This is a genomic window from Roseburia sp. AF12-17LB, assembly GCF_003479605.1.
In the GTDB taxonomy this organism is placed as follows: Bacteria; Bacillota; Clostridia; order Lachnospirales; family Lachnospiraceae; genus Roseburia_C; species Roseburia_C amylophila.
In genome coordinates this window covers 69,131-90,739 of the sequence record NZ_QUHR01000003.1, presented here as the reverse complement: position 1 = coordinate 90,739, position 21,609 = coordinate 69,131, and the positions used below count along the sequence as shown (strand labels likewise).

Here is a 21,609-nt window from a genome sequence, read left to right as displayed (position 1 = left end):
CATGAGGGAAAATAACATGAAAAGTAAAGGAAGAAATAGCATTTTAAAAAAGATAATTGGAACTTTGTGTATTCCGGTAGTGACACTGCTCGTAATGATACTCTTATGTCAGAGGAATGGTGTTGTATTTTTTGAATCAGAAGGAAACTGGATTTTGTTTTCCCGGGCAACAGCAACAGTAATGTTAACGACATTTGCTCTTTCATTGAATCTGAATTCCGGAAGATTTGATTTCTCAATCGGAGCAATTTCGTTATTGTCATCAGTAATCAGTGCATCAATTTGTTCATCCCATGGACTTTCAACACCATATATGCTCGTGATTTCTATTGTATCTGGAGCATTGCTTGGACTGATATCCGGAGCAATTTATGTAATTGTAAAATTACCACCGATTATTGTGTCACTGGGAGTAACACTGTTTTACGAAGGAATGGCATTCGCACTTACCGATGGTTATGGCGTGTCATTTGTAGCAAATAAAGAATTAACAAGTTTTCCAGGTGTTTTGAATTATGTACTTGTAATTGTAATTGGACTCGTTTTATTTATTGCGATTTTTGATTATACACAATTTGGTTATGAATATAAGTCACTATTATCCGGACAGAAGGTTTCTGTTAATACAGGAATTCATGAAGTATCCAATGCAGTAATCTGTTATACCATTGCAGGCGGCTTCATGGGTGTAGTTGGATTTATTAGTGCTTCAAATACAGGAAATATTCAGATGTCTTTAAACTTTGGCTCAATTGGAGTAATGTTTACAGCTTTCTTACCGATGTTTATCGGTGGATTTATCGGACGGTTCTGCAATGAAAAAATTGGTTATCTGTTAGGAGCAGTAACAACAGCATTCATATCATTGATGTATGCAAGATTAAATGTAGATGCATCCATTCAGCAGATTGTTACCGCAGTTATCCTGGTATTGTTCCTGATTTATCTGAATAACGAGAATAAGGTAATTGAGCTTGTAATGCTGAAGAAACAGTTGAAGAAAAAAAGACAAGAGGATAATTAGATGAAATATAAAGGAATCATTTTTGATTTGGACGGAGTAATCTGCTTTACCGATAAGTATCATTATCTGGCATGGAAGAGACTGGCAGATAAACTGGGAATATATTTTGATGAAACCATAAACAACCGGTTAAGAGGCGTAAGCCGGATGGAAAGCCTTGAGATTATTTTAGAGAAAAGTACAAAGAAATATTCCAAAGAAGAGAAAGAAGATTTCGCAGAGCAGAAAAATAAGATGTATGTGGAATTGCTGGAAGACATGACACCGGCTGATTTGCCAAAAGAAGTAAAAACAACCTTAGATGATTTAAGGAAACAGGGAGTTTTACTGGCAATTGGTTCATCCAGTAAAAATGCAAAGAGAATATTAAAACATTTAGGATTAGAAAATTATTTCGATGCCATCAGTGATGGAACGAATATTACAAAATCAAAACCTGATCCGGAGGTATTTTTGAAAGCAGCAGAATACCTGCAGTTAGAACCACAGGAGTGTCTTGTTGTAGAAGATGCGGTGGCAGGAATAAAAGCAGCTACAGCTGGAGGCTTTGATAGTGCAGGATTGGGTGAAGCGTCCGAATGTGAAATGACAACATATCCATTGAGCGGTTTTGCTGAACTGAGAAATATTAATTAAGAAAAGGAGCAGCCGTGGCTGCTCTTTTTGTGCCTTAAATGAAAGGAAAAAGAGATGAATTATAAAGAAAAACCATTTTATTTAGATGATGTAGACATTGCCTGGGTAGAAAATACGCTGGAAAATATGAGCCTGGAAGAAATGATAGGACAGTTGTTCTGCCCGATTGGATATTCAACGGATCCGGAGTATCTGAATATGTTATTACATTTCCATATCGGCGGATTATTTTTCCGGGATGGTGTGGCAGAAGAGATGCAAAGTACATTTACCTATGCGCAGGAGCACACAAAGATTCCGCTTCTGATTCCATCAAATTTAGAAGCGGGAGGAGATGGAGCGGCTACCAATGGAACTGCATATGGAAAACAGATGGCATGTGCAGCTGCAAATGATCCGGTATATGCATATCGTCTGGGAAAGATTGCCTGCTCAGAAGGAAGTGCATTAGGAATTAACTGGGCTTTTGCACCGGTAGTTGACATAGATAGAAATTATCATAATCCAATTACCAATGTCAGAACATATGGCGATGATCCGGAGAAGGTTTATGCCTATGCAAGGGAGTATCTTCGTGCAGCAGATGAATGCAATATGGCAGTCTCAATTAAGCATTTCCCGGGAGATGGTGTGGATGAAAGAGACCAGCATCTTTTGACATCGGTAAATAGTCTTAGCATGGAAGAATGGGATAAATCCTATGGAAGTATTTATCAGCGGCTGATTGACGATGGTGCCAAAACTGTTATGGCAGGGCATATTGCAATGCCAGCGTATCAGGAACATTTTAATCCACAGTTAAAGGGCAAGATTGTTCCGGCTTCTCTTTCCAGAGAGCTTTTGGTGAATTTGCTTCGGGACAAATTAGGATTTAACGGACTTGTCATTACAGATGCAACACCGATGGTCGGATTTACGGCAGCCGGTAAACGAAGTGAAACGGTACCAATGGCAATAGAAAATGGCTGTGACATGATTTTATTCAATAAAGATTTAAAAGAAGATTATCAGTTTATGCTAGATGGTTATAAGAATGGTCTGTTATCCCGTGAAAGATTACTGGATGCAAACAGACGCATACTGGCATTAAAGGCTTCTTTAAGATTACATGAAAAGAAGATAAAAAGACAGCTGGTTCCTGGAAAGGAAGCATTAAAAAACTTACGCACCACGGAGCATATACAGTGGGCAAAAGAGCTGGCAGACCAGTCTGTTACACTGGTGAAAGATATTGCAGAGAATCTTCCAATCAGTGCGAAGAAGACACCGCGTATTTTGCTGGAAATTTTAGGACATTTTCCGTCCAATGAAAGAGTAGTCGGAAAAGTAAAAGAAGAACTGGAAAAGAGAAATTTCCAGGTATTCCTCTATGAGAAGGAAGATTTCGAAAAGGGTGTCGATAATGTAACAGCTTTTAAAGATAAGTATGACATGGTAATTTACATCGGAAATGTGGAAAATGCCAGCAATCAGACCACCAACCGGTTAAACTGGTATACTTTCTGGGGACAGGGAAATAATGTTCCGTGGTTTGCAGAAGAAGTACCGGTAATTTTTATCAGTGTAGCCAATCCATATCATTTACTGGATGTGCCAATGATAAAAACGTATATTAACTGTTACTCCAATAATGATTATGTATTAGAGGCAGTAATAGCAAAGATTGCCGGAGAAAGCAGATTTAAAGGAGTAAGTCCGGTAGATCCATTCTGTGGACGAATCGAACTTTCCTACTAAAAGAATAACGAGACATAAGGGAGAACCGGTTATATGTATATCAGCAGATTAAGAGTAAATCATAAAAAAAATCCATTAGGTTTTAATTTGGCAAAAATCCATTTGTCCTGGGAAGTAAAGGATGTCTGTGGAAAATGGGCCGTGGAAACAAGAATTATAGTATCAGAGAGCAGCAATATGGAAAAGCTGGTATATGATTCCGGAGTACAGGAGAATTATCATGAGAACCAGATGCTGGTTTCCTTCGACTTAAAACCAAGAACCAGATATTACTGGCAGGTAGAAGTTAAAGATGACAAGGGAGACTGCGCAAAAAGTAATCCGGCATGGTTTGAAACGGGAAAACTGCAGGAAAGCTGGACCGCAAAATGGATTGGAACAGAAGAAAATGAAAAGAGAATGCCTCTTTTATATAAAGAGTTTGAATTAAAAGAGAAACCGGAGTCTGTCAGATGGCATGTATGTGGTCTGGGATTATATGAAGCATATGTCAATGAAAAGAAGGCGGGCAGAGAATTTCTTATGCCGGGTTATCATTGCTATGACAGCTTTTTAGAATATCAGACACTGGATGTTACAGAACTGTTATCTCAGGGAAAGAATAAAATTGCGGTTCTGTTAGGCGAAGGCTGGTATAAAGGAAGATTTGGATTTGATGGTGATTACAGAAATCTATATGGTAATCAGAAGAAGTGCATTGGAGAATTACATATACGATATGCCAATGGACAGGAAGAATGTATTGTAACAGACAGCAGCTGGAAGGCAGAAGAAAGCAGCATATGTGAAAATGGAATCTATGATGGAGAACATATTGATGAGACATTAGAACACAAAATGCTTTCCGTGGAGGAAATAGAAGAAACAAGACCACTTGTGGAACGATTTAATCCAAGAATTCATAAAGTAGAAGAATTTCAACCGGTATCAGTAAAACAGGAAGATGAAGCACTTTTGCTGGATTTTGGGGAAACAGTCACCGGTTGGGTAGAAATAACTGGTGCATTTGAAACAGGTCAGAAAGTTATGATGCAGTATGGAGAAGTTCTGCAAAAGGGCAGATTTTACAGGGATAATCTCCGTACTGCCAAAGCAGAATTTACATATGTATCGAAGGGAAAAGGAGAAACCATACGTCCTCATTTTACCTATTATGGATTTCGCTATGTGAAGATAAAAGGTCTGAATCCGGAAAAAGAATATAAATTTATTGCTTATCGTATTATGTCTGATATTGAGAGAACCGGCTGGGTGGCAACAGATCATGATAAGGTAAATCATTTATTAGAAAATACACTGCGTTCCCAGAAATGTAATTTTCTGGATATTCCAACGGATTGTCCGCAGCGTGATGAACGAATGGGCTGGACAGGTGATGCGGGAATTTTTGCATCCACAGCATGTTTTCATATGGATAGCGGAAGTTTCTTTCATCACTATATGAAAAATATGCAGGCTGAGCAGGAAAAATGTAATGGAGCTATTCCGTTCTTTGTTCCAAGACCAAAGGTAAAAAAAGAAGAACATACGAATCCTTTCTATCTGGATTCCGGAGCGGCAGTATGGGGAGATGCAGCAACGCTGATTCCATGGAGACTCTATCAGTTTTATGGAGATAAGGCAATGTTAGAGGAACAGTATCCTGTTATGAAAGCCTGGGTGGATTACGAATATGAGAGAACAAAAGAGAATGAGATTCCGTATCTGTGGCAGAATGACAGGCAGCTGGGAGACTGGCTGGCATTAGACAATGGAAATATCAATAATCCGATTGGAAAGACAGACAGTGGCTTTATCGCATCCGTTTACCATTATTGGTCAACCAAAATGGTGAAAGAAGCGGCAGAAAGTCTAGGATTAGAGGAAAGTAAAGTATATGCAGAGAGAGAAAAAGAGATTCGGAATGCAATTTTAAATTATTACTTTCCAGATAAAAAGTTTTGCTTGGAATACACACAAACCGCTTGTGCACTTTTGCTTTATTTAAAACTTTATCCAGAGGGAGAAAGAGAAGTTATAACGGCAAAACTGGCAGAGTTACTTAAGAAAAATAATGGACATTTAAATACAGGTTTTGTTGGAACACCAATTCTGTGCATGGCTTTGTCAGAGAATGGACAAAATCAGCTTGCTTATGACCTGCTTTTAAACGAGGACTATCCAGGATGGCTGCATGAGGTGAACCTTGGTGCAACAACGGTATGGGAACGATGGAATTCATTGGAAGAGGATGGAAGTATCAGCGGAACCGGTATGAACAGCTTAAACCATTATGCATATGGAAGCATTGCAGAATGGATATACAGATACATGTGTGGTCTGAATCCGTCTATAGGAGAGGCGGTAAAGATGACCATATATCCGATGCCAGATCAAAGATTAAAAAAAGCAGAGGGAAGCTGGAGAAGTGTATTTGGTAAATATGTCTGTGCATGGAACTGGAAGAGTGAGCAGGAAGTAGTCTGTAACATAGAAGTTCCATTTAATGCAAATGCGAGATTTATTTTGCCGGATGGAACGGAAGAGATATTAGACTGCGGAAAATATGAAAAAATTTTAAACATGCGTCCTTAGAGAAGGTGTAAATATGAAGAAAACAATAAAAAAAGAATTTCTATTTATGGCAATTGGTTTATTTCTGGTAATGGTAATTGGAATTACGGTAATTATCGGAGAGGTAACAAAAATTGAACAGGCAGAGCAGCTTGTTACGGATGGCTATATTTCCATGGAGAAATATTATGGAAGAGTGGAAAAGAAAATTGAAACCTGTCAGAAATATGCCAATATTTTAACCGCACTCAGTGATGAAGACATGCTGATTGCCGGGGATATCAGTGGAAATATGGAAACAGAGGAAGAAGCCATTGCCCAGTATCTCACGGAAATGGAAAAGCTGACCAAAGATATTTCAGAGCAGAGTTTAACCGACAGTTTTATGACTTACAGCAGTGTAAATAAAGAACTGATGGAGCAATTGAAAGAATGCAGACAGGCAAGAGATGATGGAGATATTGCAAAAGCAAAATCCATCATTGGAGGCAGTGCATTAGAAAAAATACAGGCGCGGGAGTCGGCATGCAATGATTTTCAGGAAAAGTTAGATGAGAATGTAAAACGCAGTTCACAGAATATGAAAGCCCGGACCCAAAAAACTTATCTTATCAGTGTAACAATCGGCATATGTTTTCTGATTATCTGCTTAGTTACATACATACTGGTGAATAAGGCGATTATTCAGCCACTCAAAAAAGCAAGTTTACAGTTAAACCAGATGGTAGAGGATATCCAGAATGGAAATGGAGATTTAAGCATCCGGATTCCGGTAAAAAGGATGGATGAGATAGGACAACTGGTTACAGGAGTAAATCTTTTTGTAGAAAAATTACAAAATATCATGAAGCAGTTAAAAGATGGTTCATCCGATATGGACGAAGTTGCAGATAAAATGAACAGGCAGGCTGGAAATATCGGAGAAGAGACCATGAATATGTCAGCTGTAATTGAAGAGTTATCTGCAGGAATCATGGAAATTAATGACCGTTCCGGACAGGTTAGTGAACGGGTTGGAAAAATAGTAGAAAATGTCAGAGATATATCAGAGGAAACCGGAAATGGAGTTCAATTCGTAGATGAAATGCGTGAACGGGCAGATTATATCGAGAAAAAAACAGCAGAAAGCAAAAAGGAAACCAATGATATGATTGGCAGTTTAGGACATAGCATTGCGGACAGCTTAAAAGGAAGCAAAAAAATCTATGAAATAGGAAATCTGACAGAACAGATTCTTGGAATTGCAGAACAGACTAATCTTTTGGCTTTGAATGCTGCAATAGAGGCTGCAAGAGTAGGAGAAGCGGGAAAAGGATTTGCAGTAGTAGCATCTGAAATCAGGGAACTGGCAGATAATAGCCGGGAGACGATGGGTGAGATACAGACAATTAATATGTCTGTGACCACAGCAGTCAGCACACTGATTGAACAGGTGGAAAAAATGATGGAGTTCTTAAATCAGAACATATTGCAGGATTATAACGGTTTTGAAATGATGGCTTCCCGCTACCGCCAGGATGCAGACTATATGGGAGATTTTTGCGGAACAATCAATCATAATGTGCAGGATATGTATCAGGCAATGGATGAAATGAAAGAAAACATGGATACCATAGCAACGTCTATCGATGAAAGCTCGGAAGGGTTACAGGTCTTCGCAGGAAGTGTCGAGGATTTGGCAAAAGCAGTAGAAGATATCAAAGAGCAGTCATATGTAAATCAGACCGTATCAAATGGACTTAAAGGAGAGACAGAAAGGTTTATTAATATATAGTGTTTATTAAAGAAGATATTTAATGGAGAGGGAAAATGCTTTTTTGTGGGAGAAAAAGGAAACATAAATTTCATATAGTACAGGCATTATTAGCGGTAACACTATTACTTCTGCTGTCTTTTGCACAGAATGCGAATGCAAAAGAGCAGGAAAATGGTGAAGAAATTTATGAAACAGAGATAGGTGAGTTAGAGCAGAGTACAGAAGAAACAGAGGACACAGAAGATGTAGATAATACAGAAGAAAACAAGATAGCCTTTTTTTCACAGACTTATGGAAGTGGCACGATTTCACTGGGCAGTTATAACGGTGGAGGAACAATTTCTTTGACAGAGGATGTGACAGCTTCAGGCATTTGTCAGTTAAATGGTGTTTTGAATATTGATTTGAATGGCCATAAGATGACGATGCAGAATAACGCAAGTTTTATGTTATGCAGCGATAATGCAGTACTCAATATCCGGGATTCTGCCGGTGGAGGTGTCATTTACGCATCCTGTCAGTTAATCTGGATCTATAGTGGCGGCACAGTAAATTTATATGGTGGAACATTGGAAGGGGAGAATATGACAAAGCTTCCACAGAGTGGTGGCTGCGTGAATTTATCCAGAAGTAATATGGGAACACCGGTATTCCACATGTATGGTGGAGTTATACGTAATTTCCAGGCATCACAGTATGGCGGTGCAGTATATGTGGCAAGCACTTTCTCCGGGAAGAAACCGTCTTTTTATATGTATGGAGGTACAATTGAAAATTGTAATGCATCAGAAGGAGCTGCTGTTTATGTAGATGATTCCGGAGATGGACCAGGCTATTTCTATATGAAAGGTGGAACGAAGAAAGAAGAGGGCGGTGAAAGCAAGGCTGTGATACATTGCGCAGCTTATAATGGAAATAAGACTAAAAATGCCATATATAATTATGGATATTTTGGAATAGAGGGTGTTATAGATATAGAAGGAATTGTATATCTGCACCAGAATAACTGGGCAAGCACGACGAAGCATTTTATTAAGGTTACAGACAGGCTTGTTGTAGTGGGAGATGGATATATAGATATTGATTCAGCATATCCCAACAGTAATGCAGTCTGTACCGGACATACAGTTATTGAAAATGCGACACAGACCGAAGGAACTTCGCAAAATCCAATCTCACAGGAAGAATTTTATACTTATTCCAGTTATTTTATTAATTCTACAAAAGGATTGATGATTTCGGCGGGATTTGACCCGACGAAGAATGAAATGGCTGGAAAGGAATATCCGTCCAACTGGCCGTCTTATCAGGCAGATTTGTACAGTAGGAAGTATACCTATAAAGATGTAAAGGGACAGACCATGCTGATTCAGGCTTCTGATTCACCAGGAGACAAAAGACAGATGCAGAATTATAATTATCTGATTTATACAGAACGGGATAAATTAGAGGAAGATTATGCTGTGTACTATAGTATCAAAATATCAAAACGGGATATTGGAACGGATGACAGATTAAATGGGGCTGTATTTTCACTTAAGAAAAAGAATATAGCGGAAGACGGAACAGTGCGTTATGAAGATATCGGAATAAGTGGAACAACCGGTATGGAAGAAGATGGCGTGGCGGCCGGTGAAACTTATATTTATCTGGATGCTGAGAAAATGGGAAAGTTAATGGTAGATGATGGAACTTATGTTTTGACAGAGGATACTGCGCCGGATGGGTATGTGGCAAGAGGTGAATTAGCTGTTATTGAAATTAAACATAAGCTGGATGAAAGTACCGGAAAGACAGTATCAGTTGTAGAAGTGGTTGCCAATAACAAAGTGCTTGGAACGTCAGAACAGGTAGTGAATTCTACATATGGCGACAAAGGAATGCTGGTGAATAAAGAAATTGTGTTTACTTTGAAGAATTCTACGGAACTGTTAGAAGAAAATATAGATTATACCATTCAGGTGGATAAGTACCGTGACACAGAATACCAGCAGAGACTCTCAGGAGCGCATTTTGAATTATATACAGCAGAAGAACCGGTTACACTGGTGGCAAACGGAACAACAGATACAAATGGTACGGTAAAACTGCTGGATTTAAATGGCTCAGAATTTACCTGTTCAAAAGGAGCCCATTATAAATTAAAAGAAGCAGAAGCACCGGAAAACTTTTATCTGATGTCAGATGAGATAGATATCAGGATAAAAGAAGAAAATCAGGTATTTATCAATGACGTTTTATTGGAAGATGGAAATACACTTTCCGGGGCAGATGCAGGTGGCACAACAGAATATGGGGACTGGCGTGTGACAAGGCAGGAAGATGCCATAGTATTTTCTGTTTATGATGAGGAAAAACCACCGACATGGACTTTACAGGCAAGAAAATATGGAACAAAAGTAATTGATGCATTGGCTCTGTCTGGTGCAGAATTTACGTTATATCAGGTGGAATCATCCGGCGAAACGGAAATTATATCGCTTACAAGTTCGGATGGAACAGATGGACATGAAATCGGAGAATTAGAATTTACAGATACAAATGGAGAACCACTGCAGCTTGCATGTAATACAACCTATATTCTGCGGGAAACACATGCACCTGTGGGATATGAAATAATGGAAGATATTATCTTAAGTATAAATGAGGATGCTTCACAAATAGAAGTAACGCAGGGTGGGGCAGGTTATGGAGAGGCATCATATGATGCGGTAAATAAGGTATTAACACTTTCAATTATAGATAAAGCAGTATATCGTATGCCAGAAACAAAAAGTGGAGGGCTCTATCCGCTTGCGGTTATCGGTACACTTTTCATGAGTTTTTTTGCCGTACTAATGCTGGTGATTTCCCAACGCCAGCAAAAAGTATAGGTTCTTCACCAATCAGTAGTATAACTTAGTTTTTTTTAAATTCCCTAAAAATGTAAGAATGATTGACAGTGTTGATATAAACTGGACGATTGCAAGGCGGCCTGGAGCACCGCTTTGATAATTGTCTGAACAAGTAAAGGAGAGAGAATATGAAACAGAGAGTAAGAAGATGGAAGGCAATGATGATGGCAGTAATGCTGGTACTTAGTATAATTCTGCCGGCGAAAACGGTTAGGGCGGCAGATCTTGCCACTACGATTCAGGTAACCGGAATCGAGGAAGGATGTAATGTTTATGCATATGCAGTTGCAATTGATGCAGTAGATGCAAATGGAAATCATTACTGGAAATACAATCCGGAGGGAAATGTTGAGTCGAGAGTAAAAGATGGCAAAGTGGATACAGATGATCTGGTTTATTTTTATATGAATCTGAATTCAACAATGGGAGCTGATGACTGGGATTTACATGATGGAGAAGGAGATGCTGTTGTAGATAAGACTGTATTACACATGCAGTATAATGCTGCAGATGCTTCCTATAGTGTATCAAATGTAAAACCTGGTTTATATGTAATCGCTGCAAATAAACAGGTCAAAGAATATTCTTATAGTGGTAATGTGGTTGCGGTAAATTATCAGTACAGTGGTACTGGAATAGCATCTATTGCAGATGAAAACGGAGTGATTCATGTAGCAGCGAAGAAATCCAGCGATCCAACCATGAAGAAGGAAGTAATTGAAAATGGAAATGCATATAAATATGGGGATGCGAATATTGGAGACACAGTAGAATTTAAGATTACGATGACAATTCCGGATTATCAGGGATCCTGGTTATCTGATAAGTTACATTATAATATTAAGGATTCACTCACAGATGGACTGACTCTGGATGTAAGTTCTATTAAATTAGAAGGAACATCCATCAATGATTTATTTGTAACAAACAAGAAATGTACTTCAACCAATATTACAACCTCCACAAGTGGTTTTACATTAGATTTATATGGTGAGGATGTTTATCAGTATGCAGGAAATACGATTGCAATTACTTATCAGGCAAAAGTAAATGAGAAAGCAAAAGTAAACTTTGATTCAGATGAGAATAAAGCAACTTTAAAGTATTCTACGGTAGCATCCGGTACTGATATGAGTGATCCGATGCAGGATATCACACATCATTATACATTTGGATTTGATACTCTGGTAAATGGAACTGGTTCTGAGAAAACTACAGAGATTACCAAATATGGTGTAAAGACAACGACAGAACTTGATAATAAAGTAGCACTGGACGGTGCACAGTTCCAGTTATTTGATGCAAATGGAAAGCAGTTATATTTTACCAGTGATGGTGAATATACTACCGAGACAAGTGGAACATATGATTATATTGTATCAAAAAACAATGGTCAGCTGACAGCAACCGGTCTGGATGCAGGTACATATACTTTAAAAGAGTCCAAGGCACCATTGGGATATGCATTGGATAAGACTACTTATACGATTGTAATCACACCGACTTATAATGAACTGACAGGAGAATTAAAGAATTATACGGTAAGAGTAAATGGCGCAACTGGAAATTCTATTACTTTTACACATGAAAAGCTGGATAATGGAACAATAAATACAACAGACAATGCTGCAAATGCAGATACGTTTGGAATTAATAATACACCACTTATTACCTTACCGGAGACAGGTGGAGCAGGAATGATTGCACTGACTGTTGCAGCAGTTGTCTTAATGGCAGGATTTGGAACAATGTTTGTTTCATTGAGAAAAAGAAAACAGGTAAAATAATTAAGGAAGGGCAAAGTAGAATGAAAGAATCTGTACGTAAAACATTAATGTTTCTCATGGCAGTTGGCTTTTTGACAGGCTTTGCCCTGCTGCTTTATCCAATGTTTTCTAATATGTGGAACGAGTATAATAGCAAATTAAAGTTTGAAGAATATCAGCATGAAAATGCAGAAAAAGCGGAGGATACCAGTTTAGAAGAGGAGTGGGAGAAAGCAGCGGCATATAACGAGCGGTTGCAGCCAATTGTAATTCCTGATAGTTTCATTCAGGCAGAACAGGAGGAAGTAACACAGCAGGATAGTGAATATATGTCCTGCCTGAATCAGAATGGGGATGGTATGATGGGTTATCTGTCTATTCCGAAGATTGGCGAAATTATACCTGTATATCATACTTCCAGAGAAGAGGTATTACAAAAAGGAGCAGGACATATCCAGGGTTCATCGCTGCCAATCGGTGGAACTTCAACACATGCATCCATAGCAGCGCATCGGGGAATTCCAGGAATGTCCCTGTTTACAGACCTTGATTTACTGGAAGAAGGAGACCAGTTCTACTTATATATATTAGATGATATTCTGGCATACGAAGTAGATCAGATAGAAACTGTGATGCCGGAAGATACAGAGATTTTAAATGTAGAAGAAGGGAAGGATTATGTAACGCTGGTTACCTGTACGCCATATGGTGTAAATACGCAGCGTTTATTGGTGCGCGGACACAGAGTGCCTTATGTAGAGGAACAGGAGAAGGAGCAGGAAAGACAGGCAAAGAAAAGCATTCATACGAATTATCTGGCATGGATTTTTATTGGAATAATAGCTGCTATAGGCTCCATTGTAATATGCAGAAGTATCATCTGGATGATAAAGAAAAAAAGCAGCCATGGAACAAAAGGGAGAAAGCACAGGAATAAAATAGTTTGTAAAATACTATTCATAATGATATGTTTTGCTGGTCTGCAGCCAGAGAGTGTACGGGCAGAGGAGGATATTCCGGTATCGGAACCATGTTCTATTACTTTTGAAATTCCCAATGCATACCGTGCAACTTTAAAAGAGCAGAAGCTGGAGCTTAGGCTATATCGCATTGCAGATATTACAGAGACAGGGGAATACCGTGATTTAGAAAAATATTCCGGGTTAAATATACAGGAGTTATCCGTGGAATCATCCGCCCGTGAATATAAGAAAAAAGCAGAAGATGTGGCGGCATCTCTTGGGGTTACCGAATGGGATGAGAGTGCAAAGACAGAACCGGATGCAGAGATTGAACTGACAGATAATACAGGAAGCAAGGATGGAATGGAAGCCGGAGTATATTTAGTTTGCATGAAACCGCTTTATTTATCCGATGAAGTCTATCAGGCAGATCCGTATCTGATTACACTGCCTGGTTTTATGGAGAATATCGAAAAAACAGGTGATGGAAAGTATGTCTGGATGAAGGATGCGGTAGTGGATTTAAAGCTGGCAAGGAAGGCAGTTTCAAGACCTCAGGAACCGCAGGAAGAAAGGGAGGAACCTGTGACTCCACTGGAAACAGAGGAGATTAAGACAGGCGATGAGACGGAATGGCAGCAGACTTTCGTATTACTGGCAGCTTCTGGAAGCATATTGGCTGTATTGTTGTTTTTAGGAAAAGTTTCATTGAGGAGAAAACGGGATGAGAAAAGAACTTCTGGACGAATTGATGATAATATCGGAGGAAGAAAAGAAGTATAAATCAGGACAAAGTACGGTGGAACAAAGTCTGTATGCGAAAGATAACCTGACAGAGATTGACAGAAAAAGATTACTGCAGCGAGGAAAGCTGATTACGGTACGTCCACACAGCCGGTTTGTGGATTTCCCGGAGCATAGGCACAATTATGTGGAAATGATGTATGTGGTACAGGGCAGTATTACACATTATATAGAAGGAAAAGAACTGGTATTGCGTAAAGGAGATGTGCTGATGCTGAATCAGCATGTGTCACATGCAATAAAAAGGGCTGAGTATGAAGATATTGGAATTAATTTTATTGCATTACCGGAATTTTTTGAAGTTCCACTTACGATGCTGCATGAGAAAAATGTACTGGCTGATTTTGTAATTGGTGCAATGCGGCAGAAGAATCCAGTTTCCCATTATCTGCTATTTCGTTTAAAAGAAGATTTACAGGTGGAGAATCTGATGGAAAATATGATAGAATCCATGCTGCATACACATTGTAATGAAGATATTGCCAATCAGTATACCATGGGGCTTGTATTTTTATATCTGTTGAATCATCTGGAAAATTTGAGCCATAACTCATCCCTTGATTATAAGGAAACTGTTGTACAGGCGGTGATGGAATATATTAACAGTGATTGCCAGAATGCAAATCTGACTAAGATTGCGGAAGATACCCATCAGTCGATGACAGTATTGAGTAAATTGATGAAGCAGAAAACAGGATATACATTTCAGGAACTATTGCAGAGAAAACGGTTTCAAAAGGCAGTATATCTGTTAGTAGAGACTGAACTTACGGTGGAGGACATTGCACTGGAAGTTGGTTATGAAAACCAGAGCTATTTCTATCGGCAGTTTCAGAAACGCTATGGAATGACACCAAAAAAATATCGTGATTTACATAAGAAAGACGTGCATATAAGAATTTAAAACAAGGAAAATAAGGACAGTTTTTTGGTCTAATGAGAGGCTAACAAACTGTCCTTATTTTTGTTAGATTTAGATTAACGAACAGGAAGAAGGAGTGTGAAAATGAATACAAAATATTATCTTGCAGTGGACATTGGTGCATCCAGTGGCAGACACATGCTGGCACACTTAGAGGATGGAAAAATAGTTTTAGAAGAAATCTACCGCTTTTCTAATGAAATGATTGATCGGAAAGGTTATAAAGTGTGGAATGTCAGAAGACTGTTTCAGGAAATTCTTTCAGGAATGAAAAAGTGTGCGGAACTTGGAAAAATTCCATATAGCATGGGAATTGATACCTGGGCAGTGGATTATGTGCTTTTAGATGAAAATGACAGAAGAATTGGTGAAACAGTTGCTTACCGGGATAAGCGGACCTATGGAATGGATGAAGAGGTATACAGATTAATAACGGAAGAACAGTTATATTTGAGAACAGGAATCCAAAAACAGATTTTTAATACAATTTACCAGCTGATGGCATTAAAAAAGACAGAACCAGGCCAGTTAGAACGTGCAGAAACTTTTTTGATGGTTCCGGATTATTTTAATTTCCTGTTAACAGGCAGGAAAGTGCAGGAGTATACGAATGCAACTACAACACAGCTGGTAAATCCGGCAACAAAAGACTGGGATGATGAACTGATTGAAAAGCTTGGAATAAAGCGGAATATCTTTCAAGAGATAAAAATGGCAGGCTGTGAAGTCGGAGCACTTGAACAGGAGATTCAAAAACAGGTGGGATTTAACTGCAAGGTGATTCTGCCACCGACACATGATACAGCATCAGCAGTTGTAGCAGTGCCGTCCCGGAAAGAAGAGACCTTATATATCAGTTCTGGTACATGGTCTTTGATGGGAACAGAACGGCTGCAGGCAGTTTGCAGCAAAGAAAGTATGCTTCACAATTTTACCAACGAAGGCGGTTATGGATATCGTTATCGTTTCTTAAAAAATATCATGGGATTGTGGATGATACAGTCGGTTCGAAAAGAACTTGTTCCGGATATGAGTTTTGCGGAAATCTGTGAACTGGCAGAGAAAGAAAAAATAACCTCGCTGGTAGATGTAAATGATGAAAGATTTTTAGCACCGGAAAGTATGGTAGAGGAAGTAAGAAGTGCTTGCTGGGAGACGCTGCAGCAGGTTCCAAAGACAATCGGAGAAATAGCGGCTGTTATTTATAACAGTCTGGCAAACTGTTATGCCATGGCAGCAAAAGAGATAGAAATAATTACCGGACAGAAATATCAGGAACTCCATATTGTTGGAGGTGGTGCAAATGCAGATTTTCTGAACAAACTGACAGCAAAATATACCGGAAAAACAGTTCTGGCTGGACCGACAGAGGCAACGGCATTGGGAAATATTTCCGTACAGATGATTACAGCAGGAGAATTCGCTGATTTGAAAGAAGCGAGGGAGTGTATTTATCATTCCTTTGAAATTAAATTATATAAAGCATAGAGAAGGAGATTAGAAAGTATGACAAGTTACGAAATGGCAAAAGAAAAATATGCCGCATGGGGAGTAGATACGGAAAAGGCAATGGAGCAGTTAAAAAAGGTTCCGGTTTCCCTCCATTGCTGGCAGCTCGATGATGTAATGGGATTTGATAATGATGGTGCATTGACCGGTGGAATCCAGACAACAGGAAATTATCCGGGAAGAGCGAAGACACCAGAACAGCTTATGGCAGATATGGAAGAAGCAATGAAACTTATGCCGGGTACAGCAAAATTAAATATTCATGCGTCTTATGCTATTTTTGAAGAAGGCGAATTTGCAGACAGAGATGCTTTAGAGCCGAAGCATTTTGCAAAATGGGTTGCTTTTGCAAAAAAACATCATATGGGAATTGACTTTAATCCTACATTTTTCTCACATGAAAAAGTAAAGAATGGATTGACACTTTCCAGTCCCGATGAGGAAATCAGAAAATTCTGGATTGAACATGGAAAGGCATGTATCCGCATTTCGGAGTATTTCGCAAGAGAAACGGGAATGCCTTGCGTTATGAATATATGGACCGGAGATGGTTTTAAGGATGTGCCGGCAGACCGAATGGGACCACGCATGAGATATAAGGATTCCATAGAGCAGATATTATCAGAACCATATGACAAAAATCTCGTAAAACCATGCGTGGAATCGAAAGTCTTTGGCATCGGAGTAGAATCTTATACGGTAGGTTCTGCAGAATTTACGTTAAGCTTTGCTGCAATGCATGAGGGCTGTATGCCGCTTATGGATAATGGACATTATCATCCACAGGAATATGTTTCAGATAAAATACCTGCAATGTTGTGCTTTTATCCAGAATTTGCATTACATATTACAAGAGGAGTGCGCTGGGATTCCGACCATGTTCTTTTGCTGGATGATGAAACAAAGGAAATGGCAAAAGAGATTGTAAGAAATCAGGCACTGGACAGGGTGTATATGGCATTGGATTATTTTGATGCAAGCATTAATCGTGTTTCTGCACTTGCAACAGGATTCCGAAGCTGGCAGAAGGCTCTGCTTATGGCTTTATGTACTCCGAATGAACAGTTGAAGGAATTACAGGATACCAATCAGCTGGGCAGATTAATGGTAATGCAGGAGGCAGTAAAGATGCTTCCAATTGGAGAAGTCTGGGAAGAATATTGCAGACGGGAAGGTGTTACAGATGATGCACATTTCTATGATGCAATCGAAAAATATGAAAAAGAAGTATTGGTAAACCGTAACTAGAGAACATACAAACAATAATAGTTGAGAAAGAAAAATATCAGAAAGATATAATAAGAGGAAAAGAGAGAATGAAGTTTTTAGATGCAGAATTTGTACAGGGATTCATCCGTATGGCAAATGATGGCTGGGAACAGGGATGGCATGAAAGAAATGGCGGTAATTTATCGTATCGTGTAAAACCGGAAGAAGTAGAAATGGTAAAAGAAAATTTTAATAGTAAAGAATGGCAGCCAATCGGAACATCTGTGCCATATCTTGCAGGAGAATATTTTCTGGTAACTGGAAGCGGCAAGTATTTTCGCAATGTGATTTTGAAACCGGAAGATTCCATCTGCATGATAGAACTGGATGAAAAAGGAGAAAATTACCGTATTGTCTGGGGACTGGTAAATGGTGGAAGACCAACTTCTGAATTACCGAGTCATTTGATGAATCTGGAAGTAAAAAAGAAGAAAAATCCAAATTACCGGGTTGTATATCATGCACATACCACCAATATTATTGCCCTGACCTTTGTTCTGCCGCTGGAAGATAAAGTATTTACAAGAGAACTTTGGGAAATGGCAACAGAATGTCCGGTTGTATTCCCAGATGGAATTGGTGTTGTTCCGTGGATGGTGCCGGGTGGCAGAGAAATAGCTGTTGCTACCAGCAAATTGATGGAAAAATATGACTTGGCAATCTGGGCGCATCATGGTACATTTGCGGCAGGAGAAGATTTTGATCTGACATTTGGACTTATGCATACGGCTGAAAAATCAGCAGAGATACTGGTGAAGATGTTATCTATGCAGAGTCAGAAACGTCAGACCATCCAGCCAGATGAATTCCGGCATCTGGCAAAAGATTTTAAAGTAACACTGCCGGAAAAATTTTTATATGAAAAATAGAAAGTAATCGTTTTTGCTGGAAAAGTATTCAAAACACAGGTCTGTTATGGCTTGCACATTCCATCCCAAGATGATAGAATAAAGATGACATTAGAAATTATAATGTTGGGGTGATAAGGAGTAGATAGGGGAAAGAATGGAAAATAAATTCTGTTACCTGAAAGGGCTTGTGGACTGCAGTTCGGGACAGATTCAGGACTGCAATGTAAAGCATGTGTCCAGGTGTCCGCGGGAAGAAGACACGGCTAAGAAGGAGAGCCGTCAGGCGTTCTGCTTCTTAAAAGGACTGGTAGACTGTGCTCCGTGTGATGTGCAGGACTGCAATATTAAGAGAGTGCGTAGATGCCCGAGGGAAAATTAAGAATTGCTGCTGAAAACGGAAAAACTGTTTTCAGCAGTTTTTTACGAAAGAAGAGAACCTATTTGTATGCGAAAACAGGGGGCTATCATGAAACAGACCGAAAGACCAATTGCAGTATTTGATTCAGGTGTAGGTGGAATAAGTGTATTACGTGAACTGGTACGCCTGATGCCAGATGAAAATTATATATTTTTTGGAGATTCTAAAAATGCACCTTATGGTGGAAAAAGCTTAGAAGAGGTGCGGGAACTTACGGAATGCCATGTAAGACATCTTCTGTCGGAAGGAGCAAAAGCAGTAGTGATTGCCTGTAATACAGCAACCAGTGCAGATGTCTCGATTTTGAGAAAAGAATATCCTGATGTACCGGTGGTTGGAATTGAACCTGCATTAAAGCCTGCAGTACAGTTTATGGAGCATCCGCGGGTACTTGTTATGGCAACGTCAATGACAATCCGGGAAGAAAAATTTCAACGGCTTATGGCGCGTTATGAAAAGGAAGCGGAGATTTATCCGCTGGCATGTCCCGGAATTGTGGAATTTGTTGAGCGTGGAGAATTAAACAGTGCAGACTTGAAGGCGTTTTTATACAGACTGTTGAAACCATATTGTGAGGGAACAGTGGATGCAATCGTTTTGGGATGTACCCATTATCCTTTTGTAAAGGATGCAATAGCAGAAGTGATGGGGAATACAGTGGAATTTTTTGATGGAGGAGCCGGTGTGGCACGGGAGACCAGACGGCGGCTTATGGAAAAGGAATTATTGTATACTGGAGACAGAGAAGGCAGGGTAATATTTGAAAACAGCGCGGCAACACTGGAAAAGCTGCGATTGTGCGAAACATTACTTAATTCTAAATAAAATATAAATTAAATGGGAATATTTTTTTAGATTTTTTTAGAATCCTTTTCGAAAACTGACACACTTTAGACACATTTCATGGCTATAATGAATCTATCAAATGAAGGAACGCAAAAATAAAAAAACAGATTTCCTTTCGTTTGAGAAAAAAGTGGCAATAATTTCCTTTTAATAGATGAAACATTTTCATAACTAAACTCCTCGAAAAAACAGTCCGGAAGGGCTGTTTTTTCATGCCAAAAAGAAGGACTGATTTCTAATTGTGAAAAAGTAACAAAAAAATCTGGAAAATATATAAATATTAAGTAACAAAAAAAGAAAAAATATATTGCTATTACCAACAAAAAGAGTTAACATAGTTCCGGGTTTAGGAGAATGTAAAAAGAAAAAACAAGAGAAGAAAGGAAAGAGGTCATATTATGGAATCTTATGAATTTCTGCTTTTTTTAGCAATTATTTTAATTTCAACAAAAGTATTAGGACTTTTCTCACGAAAAGTGCATATGCCGGCAGTAGTAGGAGCACTGGCAGCCGGTATTATTTTAGGACCATCTGTATTAAAACTTATCACACTGGATGGAACCAACGGAGTATACCTTGAAATTACAGCTGAAATCGGAGTTATTTTTCTGATGTTCTCCGCAGGACTGGAGACTGATCTGAAAGAAATCAAGGCAAATGCATTGGCATCCTTTATCGTTGCTTTAATCGGAGTTATTGTTCCTCTGATTGGTGGATTTTTAGGGTATGCATTGTATTTCCATACAGATTTTGCAGATTATCAGGAGGTATTGAAATCTGTCTTTATCGGAGTTGTGCTGACAGCAACATCTGTGAGTATTACAGTAGAAACATTGCGTGAACTGGGACGTTTAAAGGGAAGAGTCGGAACAACCATTCTTGGCGCAGCCGTTATTGACGATATTCTTGGAATTATTGTACTTACCATTGTAACAAGCTTAAAGGATACCAGCGTAAATCCGGTTACTGTTATGGTTAAGATAGTCCTTTACTTTATTGTAATCGGAATCTTATTCTTCCTGGTATCAAAATGCAAACCATTAATTGAAAGCGAAGGTCAGAAAAGACGTGTTACTGTATTTGCACTGGCATTCTGCTTCCTGTTATCCTATGTATCGGAAAAATTCTTCGGCATTGCAGATATTACAGGGGCATATTTTGCAGGACTGATGCTTTGCAGCATGAAGAATGGTGAATATGTAAAAGACAGAATCAACTTCCCGTCTTACTTATTCTTCTCACCGGTATTCTTCGCAAGTATCGGTATTAAGACATCCTTAGACGGAATGACAGGTTCTATGGTAGGATTTACCATTATCCTTTTAGTTATTGCTTTACTGACCAAGGTGGTTGGATGCGGACTGGGCGCAAAGTTCTGCCGCTATACAAATAAAGAAGCATTACAGATTGGTGTCGGAATGATTTCCCGTGGTGAGGTTGCGTTAATTGTTGCCCAGAAGGGATATCAGTGCGGCATGTTAGACGATAGATTCTTCGCACCAATCGTACTGGTAGTAATCGTGACAACATTGATTACCCCGATTCTGCTGAAGCTGGTAATGCATGATAAACAGTCTGAACAGCCGGCAGCATAAAAGTCAGATAGCGCAGTAAAATAAAATCCTGCAGACCAAAAATAAATGTAAGTTTGTTACATTTGCG

General features: G+C 39.0%; 15 protein-coding genes. All 15 read left to right on the top strand.

Annotated elements, in window-relative coordinates; genetic code table 11:
• The first annotated feature begins 16 nt into the window (after positions 1-16).
• Positions 17-1,024 (top strand): ABC transporter permease, encoded by a 1,008-nt coding sequence (locus DWV68_RS04965; RefSeq protein WP_118057071.1) that lies wholly within the window; start codon positions 17-19, stop codon positions 1,022-1,024.
• Positions 1,025-1,660 (top strand): beta-phosphoglucomutase, encoded by a 636-nt coding sequence (gene pgmB / locus DWV68_RS04960; protein ID WP_117697681.1) that lies wholly within the window; start codon positions 1,025-1,027, stop codon positions 1,658-1,660. It abuts the gene before it with no gap.
• Positions 1,661-1,714: 54 nt separating this feature from the next.
• Positions 1,715-3,397, top strand: a complete 1,683-nt coding sequence (locus DWV68_RS04955; protein ID WP_022242961.1) for a glycoside hydrolase family 3 protein — start codon at positions 1,715-1,717, stop codon at positions 3,395-3,397.
• Positions 3,398-3,430: 33 nt separating this feature from the next.
• Complete coding sequence (locus tag DWV68_RS04950) at positions 3,431-5,971, top strand: alpha-L-rhamnosidase (RefSeq protein ID WP_118087825.1); 2,541 nt, start codon at positions 3,431-3,433, stop codon at positions 5,969-5,971.
• A gap of 13 nt (positions 5,972-5,984) precedes the next feature.
• Complete coding sequence (locus DWV68_RS04945; RefSeq protein WP_022242963.1) at positions 5,985-7,724, top strand: methyl-accepting chemotaxis protein; 1,740 nt, start codon at positions 5,985-5,987, stop codon at positions 7,722-7,724.
• Positions 7,725-7,759: 35 nt separating this feature from the next.
• Complete coding sequence (locus tag DWV68_RS04940; protein WP_118665146.1) at positions 7,760-10,579, top strand: prealbumin-like fold domain-containing protein; 2,820 nt, start codon at positions 7,760-7,762, stop codon at positions 10,577-10,579.
• 149 nt (positions 10,580-10,728) lie between these two features.
• A complete protein-coding gene (locus DWV68_RS04935; RefSeq protein ID WP_118057074.1) occupies positions 10,729-12,387 on the top strand; it encodes an isopeptide-forming domain-containing fimbrial protein in 1,659 nt (552 codons plus the stop codon).
• Positions 12,388-12,407: 20 nt separating this feature from the next.
• Positions 12,408-14,111 (top strand): class C sortase, encoded by a 1,704-nt coding sequence (locus tag DWV68_RS04930; RefSeq protein WP_118665144.1) that lies wholly within the window; start codon positions 12,408-12,410, stop codon positions 14,109-14,111.
• On the top strand, positions 14,053-15,036 hold the full coding sequence (locus DWV68_RS04925; protein WP_117841630.1) for an AraC family transcriptional regulator: 984 nt from the start codon (positions 14,053-14,055) through the stop codon (positions 15,034-15,036). Before DWV68_RS04930 ends, DWV68_RS04925 begins: the two co-directional genes overlap by 59 nt.
• 102 nt (positions 15,037-15,138) lie before the next feature.
• Entirely contained in the window at positions 15,139-16,542 is a 1,404-nt protein-coding gene (rhaB, locus tag DWV68_RS04920) for a rhamnulokinase (RefSeq protein WP_117841631.1), read from the top strand.
• An 18-nt stretch (positions 16,543-16,560) separates the two neighbouring features.
• Positions 16,561-17,811, top strand: a complete 1,251-nt coding sequence (locus tag DWV68_RS04915) for an L-rhamnose isomerase (RefSeq protein ID WP_117841632.1) — start codon at positions 16,561-16,563, stop codon at positions 17,809-17,811.
• Between the two features lie 68 nt (positions 17,812-17,879).
• Positions 17,880-18,701: a rhamnulose-1-phosphate aldolase gene (gene rhaD, locus DWV68_RS04910; protein ID WP_117841633.1), complete on the top strand. Its 822-nt coding sequence runs from the start codon at positions 17,880-17,882 to the stop codon at positions 18,699-18,701.
• A 136-nt stretch (positions 18,702-18,837) separates the two neighbouring features.
• Complete coding sequence (locus tag DWV68_RS04905) at positions 18,838-19,062, top strand: hypothetical protein (RefSeq protein ID WP_022242971.1); 225 nt, start codon at positions 18,838-18,840, stop codon at positions 19,060-19,062.
• 87 nt (positions 19,063-19,149) lie between these two features.
• The gene (murI, locus tag DWV68_RS04900) at positions 19,150-19,926 is read left to right on the top strand and encodes a glutamate racemase (protein ID WP_118665142.1); all 777 of its coding nucleotides are present in this window, start codon (positions 19,150-19,152) and stop codon (positions 19,924-19,926) included.
• 419 nt (positions 19,927-20,345) lie between these two features.
• Complete coding sequence (locus DWV68_RS04895; protein ID WP_117841635.1) at positions 20,346-21,542, top strand: cation:proton antiporter; 1,197 nt, start codon at positions 20,346-20,348, stop codon at positions 21,540-21,542.
• The last annotated feature ends 67 nt before the right edge of the window (positions 21,543-21,609 follow it).